The sequence below is a fragment of the Kitasatospora sp. NPDC008050 genome, from assembly GCF_042957465.1.
Lineage (GTDB): Bacteria > Actinomycetota > Actinomycetes > Streptomycetales > Streptomycetaceae > Kitasatospora.
Genome location: NZ_JBIBIJ010000006.1, coordinates 435,966 through 460,652 on the forward strand (window position 1 = coordinate 435,966; position 24,687 = coordinate 460,652).

The 24,687-nt window shown below is 72.2% G+C and carries 12 protein-coding genes (1 of these 12 cut by a window edge); 11 read left to right on the plus strand and 1 reads right to left on the minus strand.

Translation table 11 applies throughout. The annotated features are described in order from the left end of the window. The 9 genes from ACFZB9_RS15650 to ACFZB9_RS15690 form a co-directional block, all read left to right on the plus strand. A protein-coding gene (locus ACFZB9_RS15650; RefSeq protein ID WP_391447334.1) for a protein-glutamine glutaminase family protein crosses the window boundary here: on the plus strand, positions 1-10,145 show its 3' end. The gene continues 35,038 nt to the left of window position 1, outside the view; the window shows 10,145 of its 45,183 coding nt (coding positions 35,039-45,183); its start codon lies beyond the left edge, outside the window; the stop codon is at positions 10,143-10,145. 28 nt (positions 10,146-10,173) lie between these two features. Continuing rightward, entirely contained in the window at positions 10,174-10,788 is a 615-nt protein-coding gene (locus ACFZB9_RS15655) for a type VII secretion system-associated protein (protein WP_391447336.1), read from the plus strand. A gap of 108 nt (positions 10,789-10,896) precedes the next feature. Beyond that, entirely contained in the window at positions 10,897-11,343 is a 447-nt protein-coding gene (locus tag ACFZB9_RS15660) for a hypothetical protein (RefSeq protein ID WP_391447338.1), read from the plus strand. 158 nt (positions 11,344-11,501) lie between these two features. Continuing rightward, positions 11,502-13,154 carry a hypothetical protein gene (locus tag ACFZB9_RS15665; RefSeq protein WP_391447339.1) on the plus strand — a complete coding sequence of 551 codons (1,653 nt, stop codon included), beginning with the start codon at positions 11,502-11,504 and terminating at the stop codon, positions 13,152-13,154. Positions 13,155-13,226: 72 nt separating this feature from the next. Continuing rightward, positions 13,227-16,595, plus strand: a complete 3,369-nt coding sequence (locus ACFZB9_RS15670; protein ID WP_391447341.1) for a right-handed parallel beta-helix repeat-containing protein — start codon at positions 13,227-13,229, stop codon at positions 16,593-16,595. A 71-nt stretch (positions 16,596-16,666) separates the two neighbouring features. Then, positions 16,667-18,055 carry a S8 family serine peptidase gene (locus ACFZB9_RS15675; RefSeq protein WP_391447342.1) on the plus strand — a complete coding sequence of 463 codons (1,389 nt, stop codon included), beginning with the start codon at positions 16,667-16,669 and terminating at the stop codon, positions 18,053-18,055. Positions 18,056-18,276: 221 nt separating this feature from the next. Further along, complete coding sequence (locus ACFZB9_RS15680) at positions 18,277-19,362, plus strand: alpha/beta hydrolase (RefSeq protein WP_391447343.1); 1,086 nt, start codon at positions 18,277-18,279, stop codon at positions 19,360-19,362. Positions 19,363-19,720: 358 nt separating this feature from the next. Next, a complete protein-coding gene (locus tag ACFZB9_RS15685) occupies positions 19,721-20,167 on the plus strand; it encodes a hypothetical protein (RefSeq protein WP_391447345.1) in 447 nt (148 codons plus the stop codon). Positions 20,168-20,249: 82 nt separating this feature from the next. Beyond that, the gene (locus ACFZB9_RS15690; RefSeq protein ID WP_391447346.1) at positions 20,250-21,599 is read left to right on the plus strand and encodes a phosphomannomutase/phosphoglucomutase; all 1,350 of its coding nucleotides are present in this window, start codon (positions 20,250-20,252) and stop codon (positions 21,597-21,599) included. Positions 21,600-21,616: 17 nt separating this feature from the next. Here ACFZB9_RS15690 and ACFZB9_RS15695 read toward each other — a convergent pair whose 3' ends face one another. Further along, positions 21,617-23,038, minus strand: coding sequence for a hypothetical protein (locus ACFZB9_RS15695; protein ID WP_391447348.1), 1,422 nt, complete (start codon positions 23,036-23,038; stop codon positions 21,617-21,619). Positions 23,039-23,313: 275 nt separating this feature from the next. Here ACFZB9_RS15695 and ACFZB9_RS15700 point away from each other — a divergent pair, with 275 nt between their 5' ends. Beyond that, a complete protein-coding gene (locus ACFZB9_RS15700; protein ID WP_391447350.1) occupies positions 23,314-23,622 on the plus strand; it encodes a hypothetical protein in 309 nt (102 codons plus the stop codon). 303 nt (positions 23,623-23,925) lie between these two features. Then, positions 23,926-24,636: a sigma-70 family RNA polymerase sigma factor gene (locus ACFZB9_RS15705; protein ID WP_391447352.1), complete on the plus strand. Its 711-nt coding sequence runs from the start codon at positions 23,926-23,928 to the stop codon at positions 24,634-24,636. Positions 24,637-24,687 lie beyond the last annotated feature (51 nt).

The window sequence follows — 24,687 nt, forward strand, 5'->3', positions numbered from 1 at the left end:
TCACCGTCGAGGCGTTCGTGGGTGACGGTCCGGTCTGGTTCGGCCCGTCGTACTCCGAGCACGGCGAGGCGGACACCCAGGGGCCCGGCCACCTGGTGGTGACGGCGGACATCGCCCTCACCGCGGACGGACGTCCCGTGATGGTCCCCGGCAACCACTGGCTGAAGGTCAGCCGCCCGGACGACGCCTCGCAGCCCCCGGTCGTCGAGAGGCTGGACGCCCATCTGCTGTCCGACGGAAGTACGAGGAAGCTGCCGGACCACTACGGCACCACGACGCCCGAGGAGGGGGCCCGGGCCCAGCACGGGCGCCCGGAGGGCGCCGTCAAGTTCGGCACGCAAGCGTATTCGGACTCGGAGGAGAGCTCCGAGGACGACTGGGACACGTACGTGGACCCGCCGGCGAGGCAGGTGCCCCTCCTGACACAGCCCACGCCGCCGGTGCTCGATACGCTGCAGACCTCGCTCACCCTGTCGGAGCAGCACCCCGCCCCGTCGCACGAGGCCCCGCAGCACCCCGCCGAGCAGTTGGAGGCGGAGGTCCTCCAGTCACCGGTGGCGGAGCCGCCCGTGCTGCACCTCCCGGCGGATCCGCCGGTGTTCGAGCCGTGGCCGCAGGACGCTTTCGCGGTGACGAACCGTGACCTCGGCGCCGATGCCCTCTGGCCGGAGAACCGGAGCCTCCTGTCCGAGTTCGGGCTCTTCAACGGCATCCTGGTCGACTGGCCCGGGGCGGATGAGCCGCGGCACGAAGGTCCCTGGGGTGACGCCGAGTTCGACGTCATGCTGACCCTCAACAGCCGCTTCGAGCAGCGCCTCGGGCACGCACAGGTGCGACTGGACGAACTCGTCGCCGGTGCCCGCGCGATGCTGGAGGCGAACCCCGGGGCGACGGCGGCCGCAACGCTGCTGCGCACCCACGCGGTGCTGAGCGGCGACCACTGGTCACCGATGTACATCGAGGAGTTCCTGCACCTGCAGATGCGCCTGCGCGGCACGACGGTGGGCGAGATGTTCCCCCGGGAGCTGACTGTCCGGCAGGTGCCCGCGGACGACGGCGGGAACGGCGCCGGCGCCCGGCTGGTGGAGGACGAGACACCCACGGAGACCAGGTCCGACGGTGTCGAGGTGCCCCAGTACGACGGCGGCACGCTGCGTGGACCCGACGGTGCGTCGAACCGGTTCTACCACTGGCTGGACACGCTGGGCGGTGACTCCGAATTCATCCGTGCCTGGGCCCAGGACCAGAGCTACGGCTCCTGGAAGCCGTTCTCAGCCATCGCGAAACTGTTCTACGCCCACTCACGCCCCCAGCCGGAAGGGGAGCACGAGTACTCCTGGCGGGCGGAGCTCAGCCTGCGGCTCAAGGACGCCCGGACCTGGACGAGCGTGGATGCCCGCGCGCACGACTACCACTTCGTCGGCTACACCAAGCAGAGGATCCGCAGCCTGGTCGCCCAACACGTCTTCACCTACGAGTTCCTGACGTCGAGCAGGCTGCCCAACGTCGACCACGAGAGTGGAACGCTCCGGCTGATGCGCCTGGAGAACCGGGAGTTCGTCCGGACGGAGACGAACACCCGCGAGCCGGCGTTCGCCGAGCCGATCACCCTGCCGCGCGGTCCGGCCGAGTCGTTCAGTCTGCTGACGCCCTTCAAGGAGCCGACGGACGAGGATGCCAATGGCGGCCCGTACTGGGTGACGGTCCAGGACGTCCCGATTCAGCGGGTGTTCGGGACGTTCCTGCAGAGCCGACTGCACGAGGACTTCGGGACGCTGTACTTCGGCGAGGACGAGTTCCTCACCATGTCGGCGGGGCACGAGATCGAGTTCCGCGGGACCGAGAGGCCGCCGGTCCCGGTGGCCGAGCCCGAGGGAACCGTCGCGGCGGTGACCGAGGCCCTGCGGACGGCCCAGGGCCCGACCGGGATCCACTGGCTGGAATCGCCCTCGATGTCCCGCCCCAGCTGGCACGCGACCGCGGAGGGGATCCGGCACATGCCCGACGACCCCAACGCCTTCACCGTCGCCTACCACAGCACGAGGCCTGACGGCGCGCCCACCTGGCGCGGCCGTCCGCTGACCGCGGCGGAGGTGGCGCAGTCGCTGGTGGGGCTCCACCCGGACGTGTGGGACGGTCGCCGGCTGCGGTTCGTGGCCTGCAACGCGGGCACGAACTCCGCGCGCTCCTTCGCCGCCGAGGTCCTGCGCGAGATCCGGAAGCTGCGTCCCGACCTGCCGCTTGAGGCCGACGTGCCCAAGGGGACGGTCTGGGTGCTCCACTCGCAGGACGCGGCGGCGGGCGACCACCAGGGCCGCCTGGTGGTGAGCGCGAACGTCGGCGTCGACCACAACGGCGTCGTGCGGGTCGTGCCCGGCGACGACGGGGGGTGGGAGCGGCTCACGATGGCCGCGGGCGAGCACGAGGTGCAGGCGGCGCCGCTCGCGCCCCACCCCGACGAGCCGCAGCTGCCGGCGCCGACCGAGGAGTTCCCGATCACCGGGCCGCACGAGCACGCGACCGCCTTCGGCAACAAGAAGCTGCTCTACGACAGCGCCACGCACGCCGACAAGGCCCAGGAGTTCGAGCAGCGGCTGGGCGTCTACGCCTACCACCACCCCAGGGCCCAGGCCGCGGCGCGGGCCACGGTGCGCAGGCTCTTCGAGGCGCTCAAGGCCGCACGCTCGGCCCGGACGCCGCAGGAGGTCCTCGAGGTCGCCAAGGCCTTCATGAAGGACGACCCGAGCTCCGCCGGACAGGTCGGCACCAACCTGACGCTGGCCCAGTTCGAGGAGATGATCAACACCGGCTCGACCCGTGAGCTGATGACCGCGCTGTTCAACGGGGCCTACTTCAGCGACTCGAACCTGAACCTGAAGCAGGTCCTGAAGAATCTCCTGGACGATGACGAGGCCCGGGCCGAGGAGAAGGCCCGCAGCATGGGGCTCAACCTGGCCGAACTGCGCCAGCAGGCCGACTTCCTGAACGGCACCCCGCGCCAGCTGCTGAAGGAGGTGCTCAACACGGTCGCGCCCGGGCAGGCCACCATGTTCGCCTACGACGTGTTCGGCACCGGCAACGTGATCAAGCAGTCCCCGGAGTGGCTCAAGCGCGGGGTCACGTATGTGAACAGCCTCCAGAGCCGCTCCCGGCTTCCCGAGGAGGACCGCGACCCCGCCCCGGCCACGAGGACCGTCCAGTACTACCACGGCCAGGGCATGCCGCTCTCCGTGCGGGAGATCGACTACCAGCGACAGCGGGGCGTCCAGGTCTCCGGCGCCGAGACCGTGGTCCACTGGCTCGGCGGCAAGGACTACTTCCGGCCCAACGAGAAGTCCGCCTGGTACCAGGCGGTGCACGACGAGAAGGGCATGCTGGTCGTCGCCGGCATCTCGGCCACCACGGCCAAGATGCTGAACGCGTTCCAGCTGCTGAAGGTCCCGGGCATCGAGCACGGCGACATGCTGCTCGCCCTGTTCGGCTGGATGCTGCCGCTCGGCGACCACTCGCTCTACGAGATCCTCAAGGGCGCGCAACTGCTGGACCTGCTGCCGCCGATGCCGAAGCAGGCGCTCAAGGACGCCGCGCTGATGTACCAGCACATCCCCGGCCTCACCCAGGAGTCGATCCGCGCCAACGCGGGCGAGAACGGCATGCTGCCGCACGAGGCGGCCTACCACGCCCTGATCCACGCCGACCGGGCGACCGGTGGCGGTCTCGGTGAGCCGGGCCCCAGCGGTCGGGCCGCGGCGCTGCATCTGCGCGAGGTCTTCCGCAACCCCGCGCTGGGGACCCTCGAAGAGCGGACACTGGCCGAGCGGTGGGTCATCGAGAACGGCGTGGACGCCGACGACATGCTGGAGCAGCTGACCATCGCGCACTCGGAGGCCCTGGCGGTGTACACCGGGCCGGCCTTCCCGTTGATCAACGCGGTGATCCGCGCCGAAGGAGGGGCCCAGAGCCTCGCGCTGAGGACTCAGATCATCTCGATGCTGATCGACTCCGGAGCCCTGCCGCCGATCCTGAGCCAGCACCCTGGGTACGCCATGCTGCTGAACTGGGACACGACCACCATGGGCCCGGCCGCGCTCCTTCGGCTGCGCGCCCAGCAGCTCCAGGCGGTGGAGTTGATCCTGCCCGGGATCCTGAAGGAGGTCCTGGTCCACCGCGACCTGATCGAGGAGGCCCTGGACAAGCTGCCCCCCGTCACCGCGGAGCTCTGGCGCGGCGAGCGGGCGCTGGGCCCGTTGAGCAAGGAGGTCACCCGGATCAACTCGGCGCTGGGCTCCCGGCGGAGCCGGGTGAACCAGTTCGCAAGCAGCAGCAGGGAGATGGACACGGCGTTGGGGTTCGCCGGTGCGGACAGCTCCTCCCTCCTCTCCCACCCGGTGCTGAAGAGGATCGAGCTGACGGGTGCCGGCGGCGGGCGGGACGTCGCACCGTTCTCGGTCTTCGGGGGTGAGAGGGAGGTCCTGCTCAAGCCGGGAACCAAGCTGAACGTGACCCGGCGCGGCATCGAGGAAAGGCCGTACGCCGGGCAACTCCACGACGTCGAGCAGATCGACCTGACGGAGCCCGCGTTCGTGCCGCCGTTCCCCCACAGCACCCCTGAGGAGCAGGGGCTCAACCGGGCCCTGGCCCGTCTTTCGAACATCAAGGAGCTGCGGACCAAGGACGACCTCTGGCCGCTGGCCCAGGTCATCGGCGCCGACCATGCCCGCCCGCTCTCCGAACACCTCGGCGCGGGCCTTGCGCCTGCCGTCCAGAACGCCTGGCAGGCGGCCAAGCTCGCCGCCGACCTGCACGGCGGCCCGCAGCACCTGACGCTGACCAACCTGAGCCGGATGCGGCGCGCCGTCGACGTGGTCCGGGCCGCGCTGAAGCTGCCGCACGAGCAGGAGGTGACCCGGGCCGACCTGGAGCGGTACGTCCGCGACCTGGACGGTCCGACCGCCCCGACCGTCACCGACCCGCAGCAACTGCACCGGCTGGTCCGGCTGGTCGACGAGCTCAAGGTGCACGGCCATCGGGTGACACCCGATCAGGTGGTCACGGCCTGGCGCCGGGTGTTCTGGATCGGCAGGCACCACACCGACCCGGTCGAGCACCTGAATGCCATGGCCGCGCTGGACCGCCTGCCGCACGCCGACGAGTACCAGACCCTGGCGATGCACACCCTGAACGGTCGGGTCACGCTGGGCGGCCCCTACCCGGTCTCGGCCAAGCGCCTGGCCGAGCGGATCCTGGAGCTGCGCCGGGACGATCTCTGGGACGGCGTCAAGCCGCTGCGCTTCGTCGCCTGCGACCTGCCGGCCGGCTACATCGAGGAGGTCATGACACACCTCTGGGCCGAGGGCGTGACCGCCGATGCCTATGTACCGGAGGGCGTGGTCTGGTTCGCCCCGAAGCAACCCGCGCTGGGCGTGAGCGCACCCTCGGGCGCCGGGCATCTGATCGTCTCCGCCACGGTCGGACTCACCGCGGACGGGAAGCCCGCGATCGTGTCGGGCGGGAAGTGGATCAAGCTCAGCCGCCCGGCCGAGGGCTCGACCGGGGGCCCGGTCAGGACGGAGCTGGGCGCTACGCTCGGGGCGGACACCCTGCCGGCACACTTCGAGCAGCCGCCGGCGGTCGCCGCGATCCGCGACCCCATGCCCGGGGCGGTCAAGTTCGGGGCGGGGAACGAGGTGGTGCAGCCGGCGATCTTCGGCAAGCCCGAATACCCGCGGCACACGAGCGATTTCGAGACCCAGCTCGGCACCTGGACGGCCGGTGACCCCCGGGTGATCGAGGAGAGCCGCGCGGCACTGCGCCGACTCGGTGAGGCCACGGGAGCCGAGGGGCTGACCGAGCTCGTCAACGGCGGGAGCCTGCACGAGGTGTTGGAGGCCTTCCACACCCTGGCCGCCGGCGACCCGGCGCACGCGCTCTCCGTCGACCTGCCGGAGCCCGACGCCGCCTGGCACGCGGACCTCGCCGGCCGCGGCATCAGGACGGTCGCCGGGGTGTCCCGCGCGGCGGCGCAGGCCGTGCACGCCTACACACGGCTCGGCCTGGACAACCACGACCAGTTCGCGAAGGCCCTGTACGGCTGGCTGCTGCCGGGCGGCGAGCACTCGCTGCACGAGGTGGTGGCGGGGATGCGGCTCGCCGGTGCGTTCCCCGAGGCGGACCACGGGTATGCCGACGGGGCCGAGCTGTACCGGAAGCTGCCGGGGATCCCGCTGTCGGAACTGCGTCCCCCGGCGGAGCTGTTGGAGGAGCCGGGAACAGTCGCGCAGCCGCCCGCGCACCCCGCGCCGGAGGCCCTGACCAGCGGCCTGCCGCACGAGCGTCTCTACCAGGAGTGGCTCAGCACCTCGCGGGAGGTCGACGAAGCGGTCATCACCGAGACGGAGAACCGCCGGGAGATGCTCGAGATGACCGAGCCGGCCCCCGCGCCGGGCGTCAAGGTCTACCAGGACTGGATGGCACGCAACGGCATCGGGAACGTGAAGGAGGTGACCGACCGCCTCAGCCAGGCGCACTTCGTGGCGCTGTACACCTACACGGGTCCGGCCTACTCGCTGATCAACGTGCTGCTGGAGCACCGCGGCGCCGTTCCCGCGGTGGCGCTCCGGGCGCAGATCCAAGGCCTGCTGGCCAGGCGCTACGCCGATCCGGAGTTCGCCCTGCCGCGGTCGATCGAGCAGGCCCCGGAGCTGTCCGGACTCCTGACCTCGCGCGCCAACCCGTGGCACATCGCCATCGCGCTGCCCGCCGATCGGTTGGCCGAGATCCAGAGCGAGATGGCGATGCACAGCCACATGCTGCTGGACGCGCTGCGGCAGTTGCCGCCGGTGACCGGACCGGTCTACCGCGGTGACTGGTCACTGGGGAACCCGCTGACCTCGGTCGGTCGGCGGATCGGGCGCACGTACGGCGGTTCCAGCCTGAAGTACGGGAAGTTCGCGAGCTTCAGCGCCAACCGGGACAAGGCGCTGACCTTCACGGAGAAGTACACCAGGAGCTTCCAGTACCCGCTCCTGCTGGAGGTGGACGCTACCGGCGCCATGGGGCGCGACATCTCGGTCTTCTCCTCACACCTGGAGGAGGAGGAGATCCTCTTCCTCCCCGGTACCCAGCTGGAGATCACCGAGGGCAAGCCGGAAAGGACGGCCGGCGACCTGCCGTTCGTGAAGCTCAAGGCACGGGAGATCGCTCCCGAGGAGACGGACAACACCGCGCCGACACCTCGGCATCCTGAGGCGCCGGCCAAGGACCCTGCCGGTCCGACCGATGGTGTGCACTTGCCGGACGGGCGGATCGTCGCCGACGAGCAGATCCACCTCCGGCCGATCACCGACGCCAACGGCGGGGCGAGTGGGCGGGCGGCGTTCCACGACGGCGACTGGGCGGTGCGGGAGAGCAGCTACCGCCGGTTGGGCGAGTTCGCGTCGTTCGCCCGCCGGGACGGTGAGGGCCGGCCGGCCGGGGAGTTCCGGCCGGTGCCGTGGGACCCGGGGCACGCCTACTTCTATGCCGGGCACGCCAATCGCCACGGGTTCGACCTCCCGCTGACCGACGGGAGCACCGTGCGGGCCGTCAGCGGCACCGCGTTCGGTGGCCTGCTGCGGCGCCGGCCCAGCGTCGACGCGCTGCGGACGGCTGCGGCGCAGGGCAAGCCGGCGTCGATCGTCCTGCTCAGCTGCGAGTCGGCCGAGCAGGCCGGAGCGGTGGCCAAGGAGACCGGCCTGCCGGTGCACGCCCCGACGGGTCCCGCCGGTGTCACCCGGGAGAGCGCCGACGGTTCGTCGGCCCCGACCCTGTACGTGAATCCGGCCCCGGGCGAAGCGGACGGCGCGTTCCGCACGTTCCACCCGGAGCACCAGGGCGTCGCGGTGGGCGAGGAACTGCCCGTCGACGCTTCGGCGGGCACCGATGGCACCGTCCCGCACCCCGCCGATCCGCAGCCCGGGACGCGCGCGCTGGACAACAGCGGATGGACCAGCGGCAGCGACGACGACAGTGACAGTGACAGCGACAGCGACCACAGCGTTGGCAGCGCCGGCAGCGGCGACGGCTCGGTCGAGGAGCAGGGGGAGCACGAGGAGCACGAGGGGTACGAGGGGTACGAGGAGCAGGGGGAGTACGAGGAGCAGCCCCCGGTCCAGTTGTTCCCAGCGGTCGCGGCGACGTTCGAAGCGCGGAACGTGAGGCTGGCCAGTACAGAGGACCTGCGGTGGGGTTTCGTGCCGGAGCCGGGCCTGGTCGATGTCCACGAGGACATGCCGCCGGACGGCACCGGTGCAGCAGTCGTCGCGGTCGACCGGGACAGGCTGCTGGAGTCCCAGCAGGAGAACCAGTTGATGTGGCGCCGTGACACAAGCCTGCTGTTCCGCTGGGAGCGGGCGCGGCCTTCCCAGGACTACTGGGAGGTCTTCGGGACCGGATTCGTTCCGCTGGCGGATCACCAGTACCCGGATCTGGAGGACTACAAGAACTCCAACTCGCCGTCGATCTTCGTGAGTACCACGCGCTCGGCCACCTACCAGAACGACGGATGGGGCAGGACGTACCGCTATCTGATCGATGCACCCGGCGGCATCGACGTCCGGGCGACCTTCGAGAACTCGCCCCTCGGTCAGGCGGAGGAGGAGGTCGCGTTCCCCGGTGGGATCGACGGGCGCTACATCGTGGGCGTCGAGTTGGTGCGCGAAACCACGCTGAACCCGGATACCGGCCGCTACGAGACCGAGGTCGACTTCATTCCGAACGTGGGCTACTGGCCCGAGCACCGGGGGACCCAGCTCCTGGACTGGGTGCACCAGGACCCCGAGCACCAGGAGGAGCCCACACACCAGGAGGGTCAGTACGACCAGGACGGTCAGTACTACCAGGAGGGGCAGCTCTACCAGCAGGACGGTCAGTACTACCAGGAGGGGCAGCTCTACCAGCAGGACGGTCAGTACTACCAGGAGGGTCAGCACTACCAGCAGGACGGTCAGTACTACCAGGAGAACCTGGAGTACCAGGACCATCAGCAGTACCAGGAGGGGCAGCACTACCAGCAGGACGGTCAGTACTACCAGGAGTACCTGGCACAGCAGGAGGAGTTGGCACACCAGGAGTACCAGGCACATCAGGCGTACCTGTCGTACCAGGAGTACCTGGCGCAGCAGGAGGAGCAGCTCACGCCCGCGTTCCAGCAGCTCACCGCCGACGACATCCTGAGCGCTCTGAACCCCAGTGCCGACACCGGCGCCGAGGAGCACCCGGGCTGGGAGACGGACAACAGTGCGACCCCGCCGCACCTGCTCGACCCGGCGAGCTGGCAGGGTATGGCGCCGCATCAGGCCGCCGAGGCGTTCTTCCAGCATGGATTCGAGTTGACGGAGCATCAGTTCAACTCGCTGCCGCACGAGTTCCGGATGCGCTACGCGGACCTGGAGCTGTTCGGGCCGGATCATCTGCGGGCGGCGCGTGACGAGGCCTGGCGGACGGGTCTGCACGAGATGAAGGGCACCGTCGCCGAGTTGGCGGAGCAGCGGGACTCCCTGGTGCTCTACACGGGTGCGAGCGAGTCGGGGGACGGTGAGGTGGCCGATCAGGTCTCGTACTTCGAGATCAAGGCCGCCCGTCGCATGCTCGCCCAGGACCCCGGCTTCGATCTCGGTCAGATGCCGAACGGGCAGCAGATCGCGGGGCACATCGAGCACATCGACGATGCCATCTCGCAGTGCTTCGTGACGGAGGACCTCCTGGTCAGCAGGGGTGCGCCGTACTTCGGGTTCGGGCGACACCCGCGGGACCTGCGGGTGGACGAGACCGTCGAGGAGCCCACCTATGTCTCGGTGTCGGTTCGCAGCCAGATGCACGGGGCCTTCGGCGGGCGGCTGATGCGGGTGCACCTGCTGGTGCCGGAAGGCACCCGGGCGGTGCTGCTGTCGGAGCTCTCCCAGAGCCCGGACGAGCTCGAACTGCTGCTCCCGAGTGGCGTGCGTTGGACGCCGACCAGGATCATCCCGCCGCGGATCCCGCTGGACCTGCCGCTGGACGAGGGCGAGGAGACGGTGCTGCCGCAGCACCAGTGGACCGTGTACGGCAGGGTGGAGCCGCCGGACCCGTACAGCGACGACGACTACGACGACGAGGACTACGAGTGATCCGGACCGGCCGACAAGGAGGACCGCTGTGACCGTGCCCGAGGAGCTCGACCCGGAGTCGGTGCCCGACCACATCCGGGCCGCCGCCCGACTGGCCCCCGGGCAGTGGATCGGGCTGGTCGACCCGACCTGGCAGGGCGAGGGGCTGCCGCCGTCCTGGGCTGTGGTCGGCCAGTGGCGCGCGGGTGCGGACGGTGGCATCGAGGAGTTCGCGCCGAACGAGGAGTACCGGTCCTCGCCCCTCGCCCACGAGTGGCCCGCGCCGGCAGACCCGGTCGACGCGGCCGTCCAGCTCTCCGCGACCGGGTACGGACCGCCCGAGGAGATCTACCGCGCGCTGGCCTCGGCGCGGGTCGCCGTGCTGCTGGACGAGTACGGCACTGTCGGGGGTTTCGAACTGCCGGACGGGGGAGCGGCGGTGATCGTGTTCTCCGCGCCGTCGCTGCTGGCGGACGCCGGCACCCCGGACCATGTGGTGCTCGGCGCCGGCGAAGTGATGGACCTGCTCCCCGCAGGCCATGGGATCATGGTCAATCCCGGGGCCCCGGCCGCCATCCGGCTGGAACCGGCAACCCTGTGGGACTTCTTGGACGAGCGGGCGCGGACGGGCGGGTCGGAGCACCCGCTCCGTCCGTTCGGCTGAATCAGCCGCCCGGCCCGGCCCGGCCCCGGTGGCCGGCCGGTGAACCCGGTCGGAGTCGCGGGCCGTCGGTCGAAGTGGCGGACAATCGAGCACGAAGGAGCGGTCAGCATGGCGGAGGCAGCGGAGGCGACGGTGGGCGGGTTCCAGCTCGCGGCGGTGTTCGACAAGGTGGACCCGGTCACCGGGCCCGCCTTCGACGAGGACCACCTGCGGCTCGCGGACGGGCCCGAGCGTGCGGCGGTGGCCGACTACCTGCGGTCGGGGCCGCACGTGCTGATGACCCCGATGCTGATGGACGACGTGCTGGACCCCGAGCGCCGCGGCGTGGTGCCGATGAGCTTCCGCACCGACGGCGAGTGGATCTGGACCGACACCATCGCCTACTACCTCGACGAGTACGGGCTGGCCCCCGAGCCCGGTCTGCTCGCGCACATCCGGGCGCAGGCGGACGTGCGGCGCGCCGAGCCGGCGCCCGAGGTGCTGGAGCAGGCCGTCGCGTTCATCCTCACCCCGCCCTCCGAGGAGAACGAGCCGGTCTGGAACGTGGGGCAGTAGACCGGGGGCGGTAAACATCGGGCAGCAGATGCGCTGAACCCCGCCCACCCCGCCGTCCGTCACATGGGCAGGAGTGTTGTCGAAGGCAGGGGACGACGGTGGGCGAGGAAAAGCGCGGCTCTGGGGAGCAGCCGGCGCGTGGGTACCAGCTTCCGGCGGTGAGCTGGGCTTTCGAGGAGGAGGCCGAGGCGGCGCCTCCCGCTGCGGCCCCGGAGCCGCAGAAGCAGAAGGCGCCGGCGGTGCCCGGGGCGGTCGAGGAGCCGCCCGTGTCCGCGGCGTCGGCCGTGATCGGCGCCGTGCCCGAGGTCGCGCCCGCCGCCACCGTGCCGCGGGTACCCGGCCCGGGCAGGATCGAGCCTGCAGCCGAGACCAAGGCGAGCGCTGATCCCAAGGCCGATCCCAAGGCCGATCCCAAGGCTGATCCCAAGGCCGCTGCCAAGCCGGACGCCGACGCGAAGAAGGCCTCGGCGAGCGCCGCACCGGCTGTGCCCGCCACCTCTGCCGCCGCGAAGGCCACCGCCGCCGCGAAGGCCGCCTCCGCCGTCGGTGCGTCCGGTGCGGCAGGGGCGGTCGCGGCCTCCGTCGCCGGCAAGGCCGTCCCCCAGGTCGAGGCCGCCGCTGACCTCGCCGCGGGTGCCGAACCGGCCGAGCCCGAGAACGAGCCCAAGCCGGGCCGGATCTCCAAGCCGATGATCGCCGCCGCCATCGCGGTGGGCCTGGTGCTGGTCGGTGTGCCGCTGGGGCTCACCCAGCTCGGCGGCAACAAGCCCCCGCACGGGCCGAACCAGGGCAGCGCCCCGATGGGGTACAGCCAGCAGGGCGGCAACGGGGGCGGCAACGGCTTCGTCCCGGGTTTCGACGCGAACGGTGCCACGGGCGGTGCCTCCGGCTCGTCCTCGCCCAGCCCGTCCGCCGCCGGCTCGCCCGCGTCCAACTCCCCCGACCCGGGCTCGTCCTCGCCCAGCCAGGGTGCCTCGAACGGCTCGAACGCTTCGAGCAGCCCGACCGGTTCGAACGGTTCGTCGGGCGGGGGTCACCCGGCCGGCCAGACCGGTGGTGGTTCGACCTCCGGCGGTGGTTCCGGTGGCGGTTCGGCCTCCGGCGGTGGCTCCGGTAGTGGTTCGGGCGGCTCCGGTGGTGGCACGGGCGGTGGCGGTGGCGGCACGAGTGGCGGTGGCGGCAGCTCCAGCGGTGGTGGCAGCGCCCCGCAGCAGCCCGCGCCCCAGCAGCCGGCCCCCCCGACCAGCACCCAGCCCAAGCCCCCGGTGGGCCCCGGCCCTGCCGTCCCGCCGCCCGCGCCCGCCCCGGTGGTCGACGTGATCGGCCCGAACTGCACCGGTGGCGGCACCATCGTCCAGCACGGCTGGAACAGCTCGGGGAACCAGGGCTGGAACAAGTACGCCGGCGGCTGGGGCGGCGACGGATGCGGAGTCCTCGGCGGCCAGTACTGGTCGATGCCGATGTCCGGCGACGCGAACAAGGACGACGGCGACAACTGGGTCAGCTGGACCTTCACCCCCTCGGGCTCCTTCAGCAGCTGCGATGTGGCCGTCTACATTCCGGCCAGCGGCAACGTGCAGCAGGTCGGCGGCAACCCGACCTACTACACGGTCAACAACAGCGGCGGTGGGGTCGGCTCGTTCTCGATCAGCCAGGTCAACAACCAGGGCCAGTGGGTGGACGAGGGCAAGTTCCCCTACAACGGCCAGATCTCGGTGACCATGCACAGCCGGGGCCAGGACTGGTCGGGCAGCACCAAGACCTACGCCCACCACGCCGCCAACGCGATCCGGGCCACCTGCACCTCCTGAGCAGTCCCCGCATGTCCTGAGCGGTGCCTGCCCCAGGGCACCGCTCACCACCAACGAAGGGAATCCCTGGCAATGTCGCGCCCGGTGCTGACGGTCTGCGCGGAGCAGCGGGAGTCCGGCTCCTACCGCACGATCGGCGAAGCCTTGCAGGCCGCCCGCAGCGGGGCGGTGATCTCGGTGCGCCCCGGCCGGTACGAGGAGAACCTGGTGATCACCAAGGTGGTGACCATCACCGCCGAGGACGTGCGCGGCAGCGTGCGGATCAGCCCCAAGCGCGGGGCGGTGCTCCAGGTGGTCGCCGAGGCGGTGCAGCTGACCGGCCTGGTGCTGCACGGACAGGACGACGACCTGCCCGCGGTGGACGTGCCGCGCGGCCAACTCGCGCTGCAGGACTGCGAGGTGATCGGCAACTCGTGGACGGCCGTGCTCACCCGCCAGGAGGGCTCGCTGGCGATGCGCGGCTGCCGGGTGGTCAACACCGCCGGCGCGGGCCTGGTGGAGACCTCCACCGGCACCAGCGTGATCGAGGACAGCGTGATCGAGCACCTGGGCACCTCCGCCCTGGTGATCGGCGAGCGGGCCAACCCCACCGTGCGGCGCTGCGTGCTGCGCGACGCGCGCGGCAACGGCATCTGCGCCAACGGCGAGTCCCGCGGGGTGATCGAGGACTGCGAGATCTCGGCCACCGACAAGCCGGCCGTGGCGCTGGAGGAGAACAGCACCACGCGCCTGCTGCGCACCGAGATCCGGGACAGCGCGCTGGGCGTCTACATCAGCTCCGCCGCCCAGGTGGTGCTGGAGGAGGTCACCGTGACCGGCGTGCGCGGCCACGGCATCGCGCTGGCCAACGGCACCGACCCGCTGCTGCGCCGCTGCCGCGCGGTGCGCACCCAGGGCCACGGCCTGCACATCGCCGGCCGCGCCCGGGGCACCTTCGAGGACTGCGAGGTGACCGCCCCCGCCCAGGTCGGCATCCACGTCGGCGAGTCGGCCGGCCCCTCGCTGGTGCGCGTCGTGGTGCGCGACAGCGGCGCCGACGGCGTCGAGCTGACCGGGGAGAGCAGCGCCGAGTGCGACCGCCTGGAGGTGCACGACGCCACGGGCAACGGGATCGTGGTGCGCGAGGGCGCCAACCCGCTGCTGCGCCGCATCGTGGTGAACGGCGCGAGCGGCCACGGCGTGGCCGTGCTGCGCGACGGGCGCGGCCGGCTGGAGGACGCCAGCGTGCTCGACGCGGGGCAGGCGGGCGTGTGGATCGCCGAGGGCGGCAACACCTACCTCGGCAGCAGCACCGTGCGCGGCAGCGGCGCCAGCGGCATCGCGATCGGCGACGACGGGATCGCCACCCTGCGCGACTGCGAGAGCGCGGACAACTCCTACGACGGCGTCAGCGTCGAGCGCGGCGGCGACCTGACGGCGACCAGGTGCCGGCTGCGGGCCAACCGCCGGCACGGCCTGCACCTGCAGTCCGGTTCCCGGGCCACCCTGACGGACTGCCGGCTGACCGACAACACGGTGGACGGCGCCCGGGTGGAGACCACCGAGGCGGTCCGGCTCACCGACTGCCTGGTCGCCGAGAACCAGGGCGCCGGGCTGCGCCAGAGCGAGCCGAGCGAGCGGCTCGCGGTGGAGAACCTGGACAGCCGCGACAACCGCTCGCCGGACGCGCACGGCACCGCCACGGCCGCCCCGGGCGCCGGCGGTGGCACGGGCGGGAGCGACGACCCCTCGGGGGAGCAGAGCCGGCAGGCCGCCACCGCCGAGGTGCGCGGACCGCAGGCCGTGCTGCAGACCCTGGTCGGCCTGGAGGGCGTCAAGGAGCAGGTCGCGACCCTGGTCAACCTCAACAAGCTGGCCAAGCGCCGCGAGCAGGCCGGCATGCCGGCCCTGCCGATGAGCCGCCACCTGGTCTTCGCCGGCCCGCCCGGTACCGGTAAGACCACGGTGGCCCGCCTCTACGGCGCGATCCTGGCCGAGCTGGGCGTGCTGCGCAGCGGCCACCTGGTCGAGGTGGCCCGCGCCGACCTGGTCGCCTCGATCATCGGTGGCACCGCGCTGAAGACCACCGAGGTGGTCAAGGAGGCGTTCGGCGGGGTGCTCTTCATCGACGAGGCGTACACCCTGTCGGCCGGCTCCAACGGCGGCACCGGCCCCGACTTCGGCCGGGAGGCGATCGACACCCTGGTCAAGCTGATGGAGGACCACCGCGACGACCTGGTGGTGATCGTGGCCGGCTACCAGGAGGAGATCCTGGAGTTCCTGGCCTCCAACCCGGGTCTGGCCTCCCGGTTCAGCCGCACCATCGAGTTCGAGAACTACAGCGTGGAGGAGCTGGCCACCATCGTGGAGATGGCGGCCACCAGCCACGGCTACGAACTGGCCGAGGGCACCCGCGAGGCGCTCGCCCTGCACTTCGAGGCGATCCCGCGCGGCGCCGACTTCGGCAACGGGCGTGCGGCCCGCAAGGTCTTCGAGGAGATGGTGGACCGCCAGGCCTCCCGGCTCGCCGTGATGGACAGCTTCGACAACGACGCCATGGCCCTGCTGCTCCCCGAGGACGTCGGCGAGCTGGCGGCCGCCGCGCTGGCCCGGGCCAACGGCGAGCAGCAGGAGCCCGAAGGCCCGGGCCTGCTCGACCAGTTGCGCGACATGGTCGGGCTCAGCGAGGCCAAGGAGCAGGTCGAGGACCTGGTCAACCTCACCCAGCAGACCCGCCGCCGGGTCGAGGCCGGGCTGCCCGCGCCGCAGATCAGCCACCATGTGGTCTTCTCCGGCCCGCCCGGCACCGGCAAGACCACGGTGGCCCGCCTCTACGGCGAGCTGCTGGCCGAGCTGGGCGTGCTGCCGACCGGCCAGCTGATCGAGACGGCCCGCGCCGACCTGGTCGGCCGCTACATCGGCCACACCGCCCAGCTGACCAAGGAGGTCTTCGACAAGGCCCGCGGCGGCGTGCTCTTCATCGACGAGGCCTACACGCTGACCCCGCGGTCGGGCGGCGGCGGCGACTTCGGCCAGGAGGCCGTGGACACCCTGATGAAGCTGATGGAGGACCACCGCGACGAGGTGGTGGTGATCGTGGCCGGCTACCAGGAGGAGATGCAGGGCTTCCTGGCCTCCAACCCCGGCCTGGCCTCCCGGTTCTCCCGGGAGATCACCTTCGCGCACTACTCGGACGAGGAACTGGTCACCATCGTGCGCCTGCAGGCCGAGAAGGCCGGCTACCACTGCGCACCGGAGACCATCACCGCGCTCCTGGCGATGTTCCAGTCCGTCGCGCGCGACCGCACCTTCGGCAACGGCCGGTTCGCCCGGCAGACCCTGGAGGCGATGATCACGCGGCAGGCCGGGCGTCTGGCCAAGCTGGACATCTCGGACCTGGCCGAGCTGAGCCTGCTGCTGCCGCAGGACATCCCGGCACAGCGGATCGGCAGCCTCGCGTGAAGCGTGGAGGCGCGAGCTCTGGCCGCATAACGCCTGGACGCGCAACGCCGGGCCGCGCAACGCCGGGCCGCGTGCGGCGCGGACGCCGGGCCGCGACGGTGGCCGTGCTGGTCGGCGGCCTGCTGCTGCCGGCCGGCTCGGCGCTGGCCACCGGGCCGGGGACCTCGCCCACCACCCCCGGCTCCGCACCCGCCACCCCGGGTGCTTCGCCGTCCGGGGCCGGGTCCGCGTCCGGGGGGTCCGGGTCCGGGTCCGGGTCCGCGCCCGCCGCTCCGGGCGACACCCTGCCCGTGGTCACCCAACTGCTCACCGCCCAGAACGGGCAGACGCCCCCCTGCCTGACCCCCTCGACCAAGAACACCCAGGCCACCCCCTGGCCGCAGACCTTCCTGCGACCCGACCAGGCCTGGCAGCTGAACCAGGGCGCCGGCGTCACCGTCGCGGTGCTCGGCTCCGGGGTGGCCGACGGCTCCGGGCTGCTGACCGGCCGGCTCGACGACGCCGCCACGCTCCCCGGCGGCGGCGACCCGACGCACGACTGTGTGGGCCACGGCAGCTTCCTGGCCGGCCTGATCGCCGCCGACCACCGCAGTGACACGGGCTTCGCGGGCCTGGCGCCGCGCGCCCGGATCCTCGCGGTCGGCGTCACCGACAACACCGGCGCCAGCACCGCCGACCTGCTCGCCAAGGGCATCAGGGCCGCCAGTGACAAGGGCGCCCGGGTGATCGACGTGGGCGTCACGCTGTCGGGCGGCAACGACGCGCTCGCGGCGGCCGTGCGCGACGCGGTGGGCAAGGGCGCGCTGATCGTGGCCCCGGCGGCGCCCGACACGGTGCCCCAGCCGTCGGACGGCTCCTCACCGCCGCCCCCGGCGTCGGTCTACCCGGCCGCCTACCCGGAGGTCCTCGCCGTCCGCGACCTCGGCCCGGGCGGCACGCTCGCGCAGGGCAGCACCTCGGTGGGCGGCCGGGTCGACCTGTCCGCACCGGGTGACGCCGTGATGAGCGTCGGCCCGGCCGGCGGTGGCTACTACACGGGCGCCGGCGCCAGCTTCGCGACGGCCTTCGTGGCGGGCTCCGCGGCCCTCGCGCTCGGCTACCGGCCCGACCTGACCGAGGCCCAGCTCGCCCACCGCCTGGAGGCCACCGCCTACCGCCTGGGCGGTGCGCTCCCGGACCCGCAGTTCGGCTACGGCTCGGTCGACCCGGTCGCCGCCGTCACCACCGTGCTGCCCCAGGAGCACCCCACCCCCTCCGGCGCGGCCGCCACCACCCCGGCCACCGAGCTCGCCATGCCCCCGGCCCGCCCGGCCTCCGCCGCCCCCAGCCAGGCGGTCACCGTGGCGCTGGCCACCCTCGGCGTGATCGCCCTGGTCGCGCTGGCCGCCGTCGTCGTCCCCCGCGGCCGCGCCCGCGGCTGGCGACCGGCCGAGCGCGGCGCGGAGCGCGAATTCGGGTAGCCTCCCAGGAAACTGCCAGGGTTGCTACGGCGTCCTAGCTCAAGGACGGCGCGCCACTCCATCCGGAGCGGGCGCGCCGTCCTGAGGTCGGGAGGAGCGCATTCCCGGTAGCCCGCCGCCGGTCCGCCGGAGCACTGCTCGCGACCTCCTCGGCGGCCCCACCCGGGGGCCATCGCCCGGATCCGTCCGACCGGGCGTGCTATCGATCGGAGAGTTCCACCGTGCAGCCGCAGCAGCCGCAGCCACAGTCGCCGTCGCAGCCCACCCGCACCCGTGCCGTCCTGGCCGGTATCACTGCGCTCGCACTGTCCGCCGCCCTGGCCGCCTGCAGTAGCGGCAGCAGCAAACCGGCCGCCGCCCCCAAGCCTGGCGACAACGCGGCGGCGGTCGCCCCGGCCGCCGCCCCGGCGAGCCCGGGTGCCCCGTCCGCCGCGACGAGCAGCGCGCCGCCGGCGGACGGCAAGGTCGTGATGCCGACCGGTCCGGCCGCCGACCTGAAGAAGGACCACGACACCAAGGCCGGTCCGATCATGGTGACCACCCTGGCGGGCAAGAAGTCCGGCGTCTCCGGCCAGGTCTGGGTCTGGCTGCCGCCGCAGTACAACGACCCGAAGTACGCCAAGTTCGGCTTCCCCGTGCTCACCCTCTACGCGGGCGGCCAGAGCAACGGCTACAACACCTGGACGGACGAGAAGCAGCTGCCGATCGAGGAGACCGATGCCCAACTCGCCCAGCAGCAGCAGGCGCACCCCTTCATCATGATCATGCCGGTGCAGAACCTGACGCGCGACGAGCACAAGTCCCTGGACTGCTCCGACATCCCGGGCCAGCCCAAGATGGGCACCTGGATGTCCCAGGACATCCCGGACTTCGTGCGCGCCAACTTCCGCACCCTCAAGGGCCCCGACAGCTGGGGCCTGATGGGCGCCTCCAGCGGCGCCGACTGCGGCGCCAAGCTGGCCATGCAGCACCCCGACCTCTTCAAGGCCGCCGTGGCGATCGACGGCGACTTCAAGGCGGACTCCACCCTCTGGAAGGGCCACGAGGCCGAACAGGCCGCCAACAGCCCCGACAAGCTGATCTCCACCAGCAAGGCCGACGTCAAGATGCTCGCCACCGCCGGCGGCGGCAGCGCCTACGAGGTCGGCGTGGTCAAGAAGTGGGTCGCCAGCGCCGCCGCCCCGACCACCGTCGAGTACTACGAGGAGCCGGGCGGCAAGCACCTCACCACGGACTTCGAGAAGCTGATCCCGATGTCCCTGCAGTGGCTCACCAAGAACCTCACCGGCCCGCAGAGCGACAGCTGAGCGGCCGAACACGTCGGAAGGCCCCGGCCCTGGGACTCGAATCCCAGGCCCGGGGCCTTCCCACTGCGGTCGTCAGGGCGTGAACCGCGGATCCCCCGACTCGATGGCGGCCACGACCGCGGCCCACTCGTCACGTCGGAAGGCGAGGTGCGGCCTGGTCAGGTGCCGCACCTGTGTTCAGCCGCTGCCGGAGACCCGGCGTTGACCGCCCTGGCGCTCCCGGTGGTGACGGCCTCCGCGCCGGGCGGCTCTGTCTGGCGGGGGAGTCGCTGGACTGGATGACGGGCGGCTCATCGGTGGTCGCCGCAGTGCCGCTTCGAACCCGGGTGAGCGCCTGGCGGCCACCCTCGGTGTCCCTGTGATCCTCGTCGACACCCGGCAGCGCCGCGCCACCAGGACGGTCCTCGCCTCCAAGCGCGACCGATTCCGGGCGCGCGAGCCGGACATGATCGCGTACTCCCGGGAGGCCCCTCGTCCGGTCGACGCACTGACCAGTGTGCTCACCGCCTCGGTGGTCGACTTCCGGGAGGTCGGACTCCTCGTCAGCGCCTACCACGGACTCCTGCGGGACAAGGTGCGCTGTTCCACCGAACTGATCGACATGTGCGCTCAACTGGTCGTGGCGGCAGGCGCATTCGGTGCCAAGCTCAGCGGCTCCGGGCATGGTGGCTGCCTGTTCGCCCTGGTGCCCGGCGACGCCGTGACGTCGGTCCTGCGGTCCCTGGCGGACCTGCCCGTCCACACCATCGTGCTGCCCGAAGGTGAGCCCAACGGGCTGACCGTCAACGGGCCGTCGGCCGAATGACCCCCCATCCTTCCCGAACTGTGGCGATCCGGCCACGGTCGGTAATCTCCTCCCAAGGTCTCGCAACCCAGGAAGGCACCTCATGCCCGACTACTCCCGCCTCGTGAAGGCGTACGACATCCGCGGCCAGGTCCCCGAGCAGCTGAACACCGACATCGCCACCAAGGCCGGTGCGCTGTTCGTCCGTCTCACCGGCGCGGACCGGATCGTCATGGCCCAGGACATGCGAGCCACCTCCCCGGCACTGGCCCAGGCGTTCGCGGCCGGGGCCAACAGCGCCGGTGCCGACGTCATCGACGCCGGACTCGGCTCGACCGACTACCTGTACTACTGCTCGGGCAGCCTGGACCTCCCCGGTGTGATGATCACCGCCAGTCACAATCCGGCCCGGGACAACGGCATCAAACTCTGCCGCAAGGGGGCCGCCCCGATCGGCGAGGACACCGGCCTGGCCCAGATCCGTACCTGGCTGGAGACCGACGACATCCCCTCCCCGGCGCCGACGCCCGGCACCACCACCCGGCGCGAGCTGCTCACCGAGTACGCGGCCCACCTGAACTCGCTGGTGGACCTGTCCGGCAGTCGCCGCCTGAAGGTCGTCGCCGACGCCGGGAACGGCATGGCCGGGCACACCGTCCCGGCGGTGTTCGCCGGTCTGCCGATCGACCTGGTGCCGCTCTACTTCGAACTCGACGGCAGTTTCCCCCACCACGAGGCCAATCCGCTGGAGCCGAAGAACCTCCTCGACCTCCAGGCCAAGGTCAAGGAGGTCGGCGCGGACATCGGTCTGGCCTTCGACGGCGATGCCGACCGGTGCTTCTTCATCGACGAGAAGGGCGAAGCCGTCCCGCCGTCGGCGATCGTCGGCCTGGTCGCGGTTCGCGAGCTTGCCAAGGACCCCGGCTCGGCCATCATCCACAACGTCATCACCAGCGCCGCCGCCGTGGAGATCATCCGTGAGCACGGTGGCGCCCCGGTCCGTTCCCGTGTCGGCCACTCCTTCATGAAGGCCCTGATGGCCGAGCACGACGCGGTCTTCGGTGGCGAGCACTCCGGGCACTACTACTTCCGCGACTTCTGGCGCGCCGACACCGGCATGCTCACCGCCCTGCACGTCCTGGCGGCGCTCGGTGAGCAGGACCGTCCCCTGTCGGAGCTGGTCGCCGACTACTCCCGCTACGTCGCCTCCGGGGAGATCAACTCCCAGGTCGCGGATGTGCCCGGCGCGCTCGACGAGGTCGAGGCTGCTTATCGGAAGCTCGACCAGGTCACGAGCGACCGCCTGGACGGCCTGACCGCCGACTTCGGCGACGGCCGCTGGTTCAACCTCCGCCCCTCCAACACCGAACCCCTGCTGCGGCTGAACGTCGAGGCATCGGACGAGCGGTCCATGGCGGCCCTGCGGGACGAGGTCCTCGCCCGCATCCGGTGATCCAGCCTCGCGCGCGCCTACCAGGGGCCGGTGTCCGCCGGGCGGTGCTGGGCCATGGACTCGCCGATCAGGGCCGCCAGTTCCAGACAGGCCTGACGGGTCTTGGGCTTGAGCTTGGCCGGGTCCAGCTCGCCGCCCGCCGCGAGGTGGGCGTCCGTCGGGATCATCACCACGCCGCCGCAGCGGGTGCGGAAGTGCGCGGCGAGCTCCTGGGCCGGCAGCGGCCGGCCCTGACCCATGTCGGTGACCGGGACGGTGGAGATCACCGTGACGCTGTTGCGGACCAGCTCCCCGTACCCCTGCGCGACGAGACCGTCCATGATGCCCGTCGCGCCGTCGGCGCCACTCACGGACGGGCTCACGCAGATCACCAGCTGGTCGGCGAGTTCGACCGCCGCCCGACGCACGCCCTCCGGCGCGGTGCCGGTGTCGCTGAGGATCACCGGGTACTGGCTGCTCAGCATCGACAGCACCTGCCGGTAGCCGTACTCGTCGAAGCCGGCCCCCGGCGCGTCCGGCAGCTCGGCCAGGACCTCCAGGCCGCAGTCCGCGCGCGAGGTGAAGGCGCGCAGCTGCTGATAGCTGTTCAGCGAGGGCAGCATCGCGAGCAGGTCGCCCAGGCTCCGCGCGGTCTCCCGGCGCACCCGGTCACCCAGCGCTTTCCTCGCGCCGCCCGCCGGCCCCGCGAGGTCGAGGGCGATCACCCGGTCCGGGCGGTTGGCGGCCAGCAGCGTGCCGAGGGTCAGGGTGACGGTGGTCTGCCCGGTGCCGGCCGGGTGGCCGAGCACCGCGATCCGGTGGCAGCCGTGCAGCGGGGTGCGGACACTCTCCAGCAGGCGCCTCTGCTCCTCCTGGCTGCCGCCCGCGAAGGGCCGCCGCAGGGCGCGCGGGCCACGGGCCGCGGCGCGCCGCAGCAGCCGTTCGGGGCTCAGCTCATGGGCGGCGGCGCGCCCGAGCGAGAGGTCCGGGCGCGGGATGACCCGGCCCGGGGGTTCGGCCGGCGCACCGAGCACCGGCGCACCGAGTGCAGGGGCACCGAGCGCAGGCGCACCGAAGGGCGGCGGCGCGGATGCGTGGACCGGCATGGGAGGGAGTACCGGAGCAGGCATCGGCAGCTGCAGCGGCGCGGCCCCCGGCTCCGCCCCCGGTGCGCGGGTCAGCACGGCCCGGTGGTTCGGCGGGATCAGCACCGTGCCCAGCGGGTCCAGCGGCGTCCGGGCGACCACGGCCACCGGCTCGGGCCAGCGGGCCGGGGTGTAGTCGGGCGCGTCCGGCCCGCCGCCGTCCGGCCCCAGCCGCAGGATCATGGCCGCCGGGCCCGCCCCGGCCGCACCGCCGATCCCGCCCGCGCTCCCGCCGGCCCCGGCCGCCCAGCCGGTCCCGCCGGCCAGGCCCGCCCCGCCGGCCAGGCCTGAGAAACCGTCCGAAAGAACCGTCACGTGTCCTCCCGTTGTCCCGGTTCGTCCCATGACCCCCATCCACTCAGTGAGAACGGCTTTTCCGGGCGCGCCGGTTCACCGCACCGCGCGTTATACGCCTGCTGAACCGGGCTACCACCCGGTACCGTCCCTCTTGGATGGCACTCGAGCCCGGGTGCCATGACAGGTCGACAGGTCGGGCCCGCACGCGGGTGTGAAGTCCCGCGGCGGGACAGGGGGAGGTGCTGATGTCCCGAGACGGGTCGTCATCGAGACCACGTCAGCTCATCGCGTCCTTGGTCTCCCGGCCACAGGAGAGCCGGCCGGGGCAGCCCGCGCTGCCGGTGCCCGAGGCCTCGGCGGCCGAGGTGATCGCCACCACGCAGCGGATCACCCAGCTCGGCCGGCCCGATGAGCGGACCTGCCCCACCCCGCAGCCCGACCTGCTGCGACTGGCGACGACGCTGGTGGTGGACGAGCACCCCTCCGCGCCCAACTGGTCGGCGGCCGACCGGGGCGCGCTGAGCTGCTGGGTCGCCGTGCTGATCGAACGACGCGGGGAGGACGGGGTCCAGCATCTGATCCGGGCGCTCAACCGGGTCTGAGCAGCCGGCCACCCCGAGGCCTTGCCCGAGGCCTTCCCCGAGCGGCCGCCCAGGCCGCTGCCGCCGCCAAACGCGACCGCCAACGTGACCGCCAAGGTGCGCCAATGTGACCGCCAAGGCGCGCCAATGTAACGGCCAAGGCCGCCGCGTCCCCGCATTGGCGCCGACGTTGGTGCCTCGTTGGTGCAATCTTGGCGCTCCCCGGCAACGTACTGCTGGCGAGGCCGGGGGACCCCCGCCCGGCCTCGCCCAGGCCGCCCGCCCGGCCTGCTTCGAGACCCCGCCGGACCCAAGAGGTAGTGCGTGTCCACTCAGCCCGTCGCCCCGCCCGTCGTGCCCGCCGCCCTGCCGCCCGCCGACTCGCCGGCCGTTCCGGCCGCGCCGGTCGCCGCGCGCCCCACCCTCGACCAGGAGACCCTCGCCGAGCTGTACCGCCTGCACGGCGGCTACCTGCTGCGCGCCCTGCTGCGAGTCACCAACGGTGACCGCGGCAAGGCCGAGGACATCCTGCAGGAGACCCTGCTGCGTGCCTGGCAGCACCCGGAGGCGATCTCCCGCGGACCCGAGCACAGCCGGCCCTGGCTGTTCACGGTGGCCCGCCGGATCGCCATCGACCACTTCCGGATGGCCGCCGCCCGCGCCCAGGAGGTGGCCGGCGAGATGCTGGAGGACCGCCCGCTCGCCGAGGACCCCTACGAACAGGTGCTGGCCTCCCGGGACATCGCGCAGGTGCTGGAGCGGCTGCAGCCGCACCACCGCGACGTGCTGATCGAGCTGCACCTGAAGGACCGCTCGGTGCTGGAGGCGGCCGAACGGCTCGGCGTGCCGCCGGGCACCGTCAAGTCCCGCAACTTCTACGCGATCCGGGCGCTGCGCCCGGTGCTGGCGGCGCAGAACGAGTACGCCCCGTCCGTGGTGCAGACGAGCCGGACCAAGCCCACCGCCAAGCCCACCGGCAAGGTCGTCGCCCGGCCGGGTGCCAAGGGCGCTGTGCGGCCCGGCGCCGCCGCCTGACGAACCTGACGCATCATCAGCACAGCGCCCAGAAGCAGTAGATCCATGGTG

Excerpts from the sequence above, each read along its gene's own strand:
- ACFZB9_RS15670 (WP_391447341.1), top strand. The coding sequence starts at position 13,227 with ATGTCGCGCCCGGTGCTGACGGTCTGCGCGGAGCAGCGGGAGTCCGGC.
- ACFZB9_RS15660 (WP_391447338.1), top strand. The coding sequence starts at position 10,897 with ATGGCGGAGGCAGCGGAGGCGACGGTGGGCGGGTTCCAGCTCGCGGCG.
- ACFZB9_RS15690 (WP_391447346.1), top strand. The coding sequence starts at position 20,250 with ATGCCCGACTACTCCCGCCTCGTGAAGGCGTACGACATCCGCGGCCAG.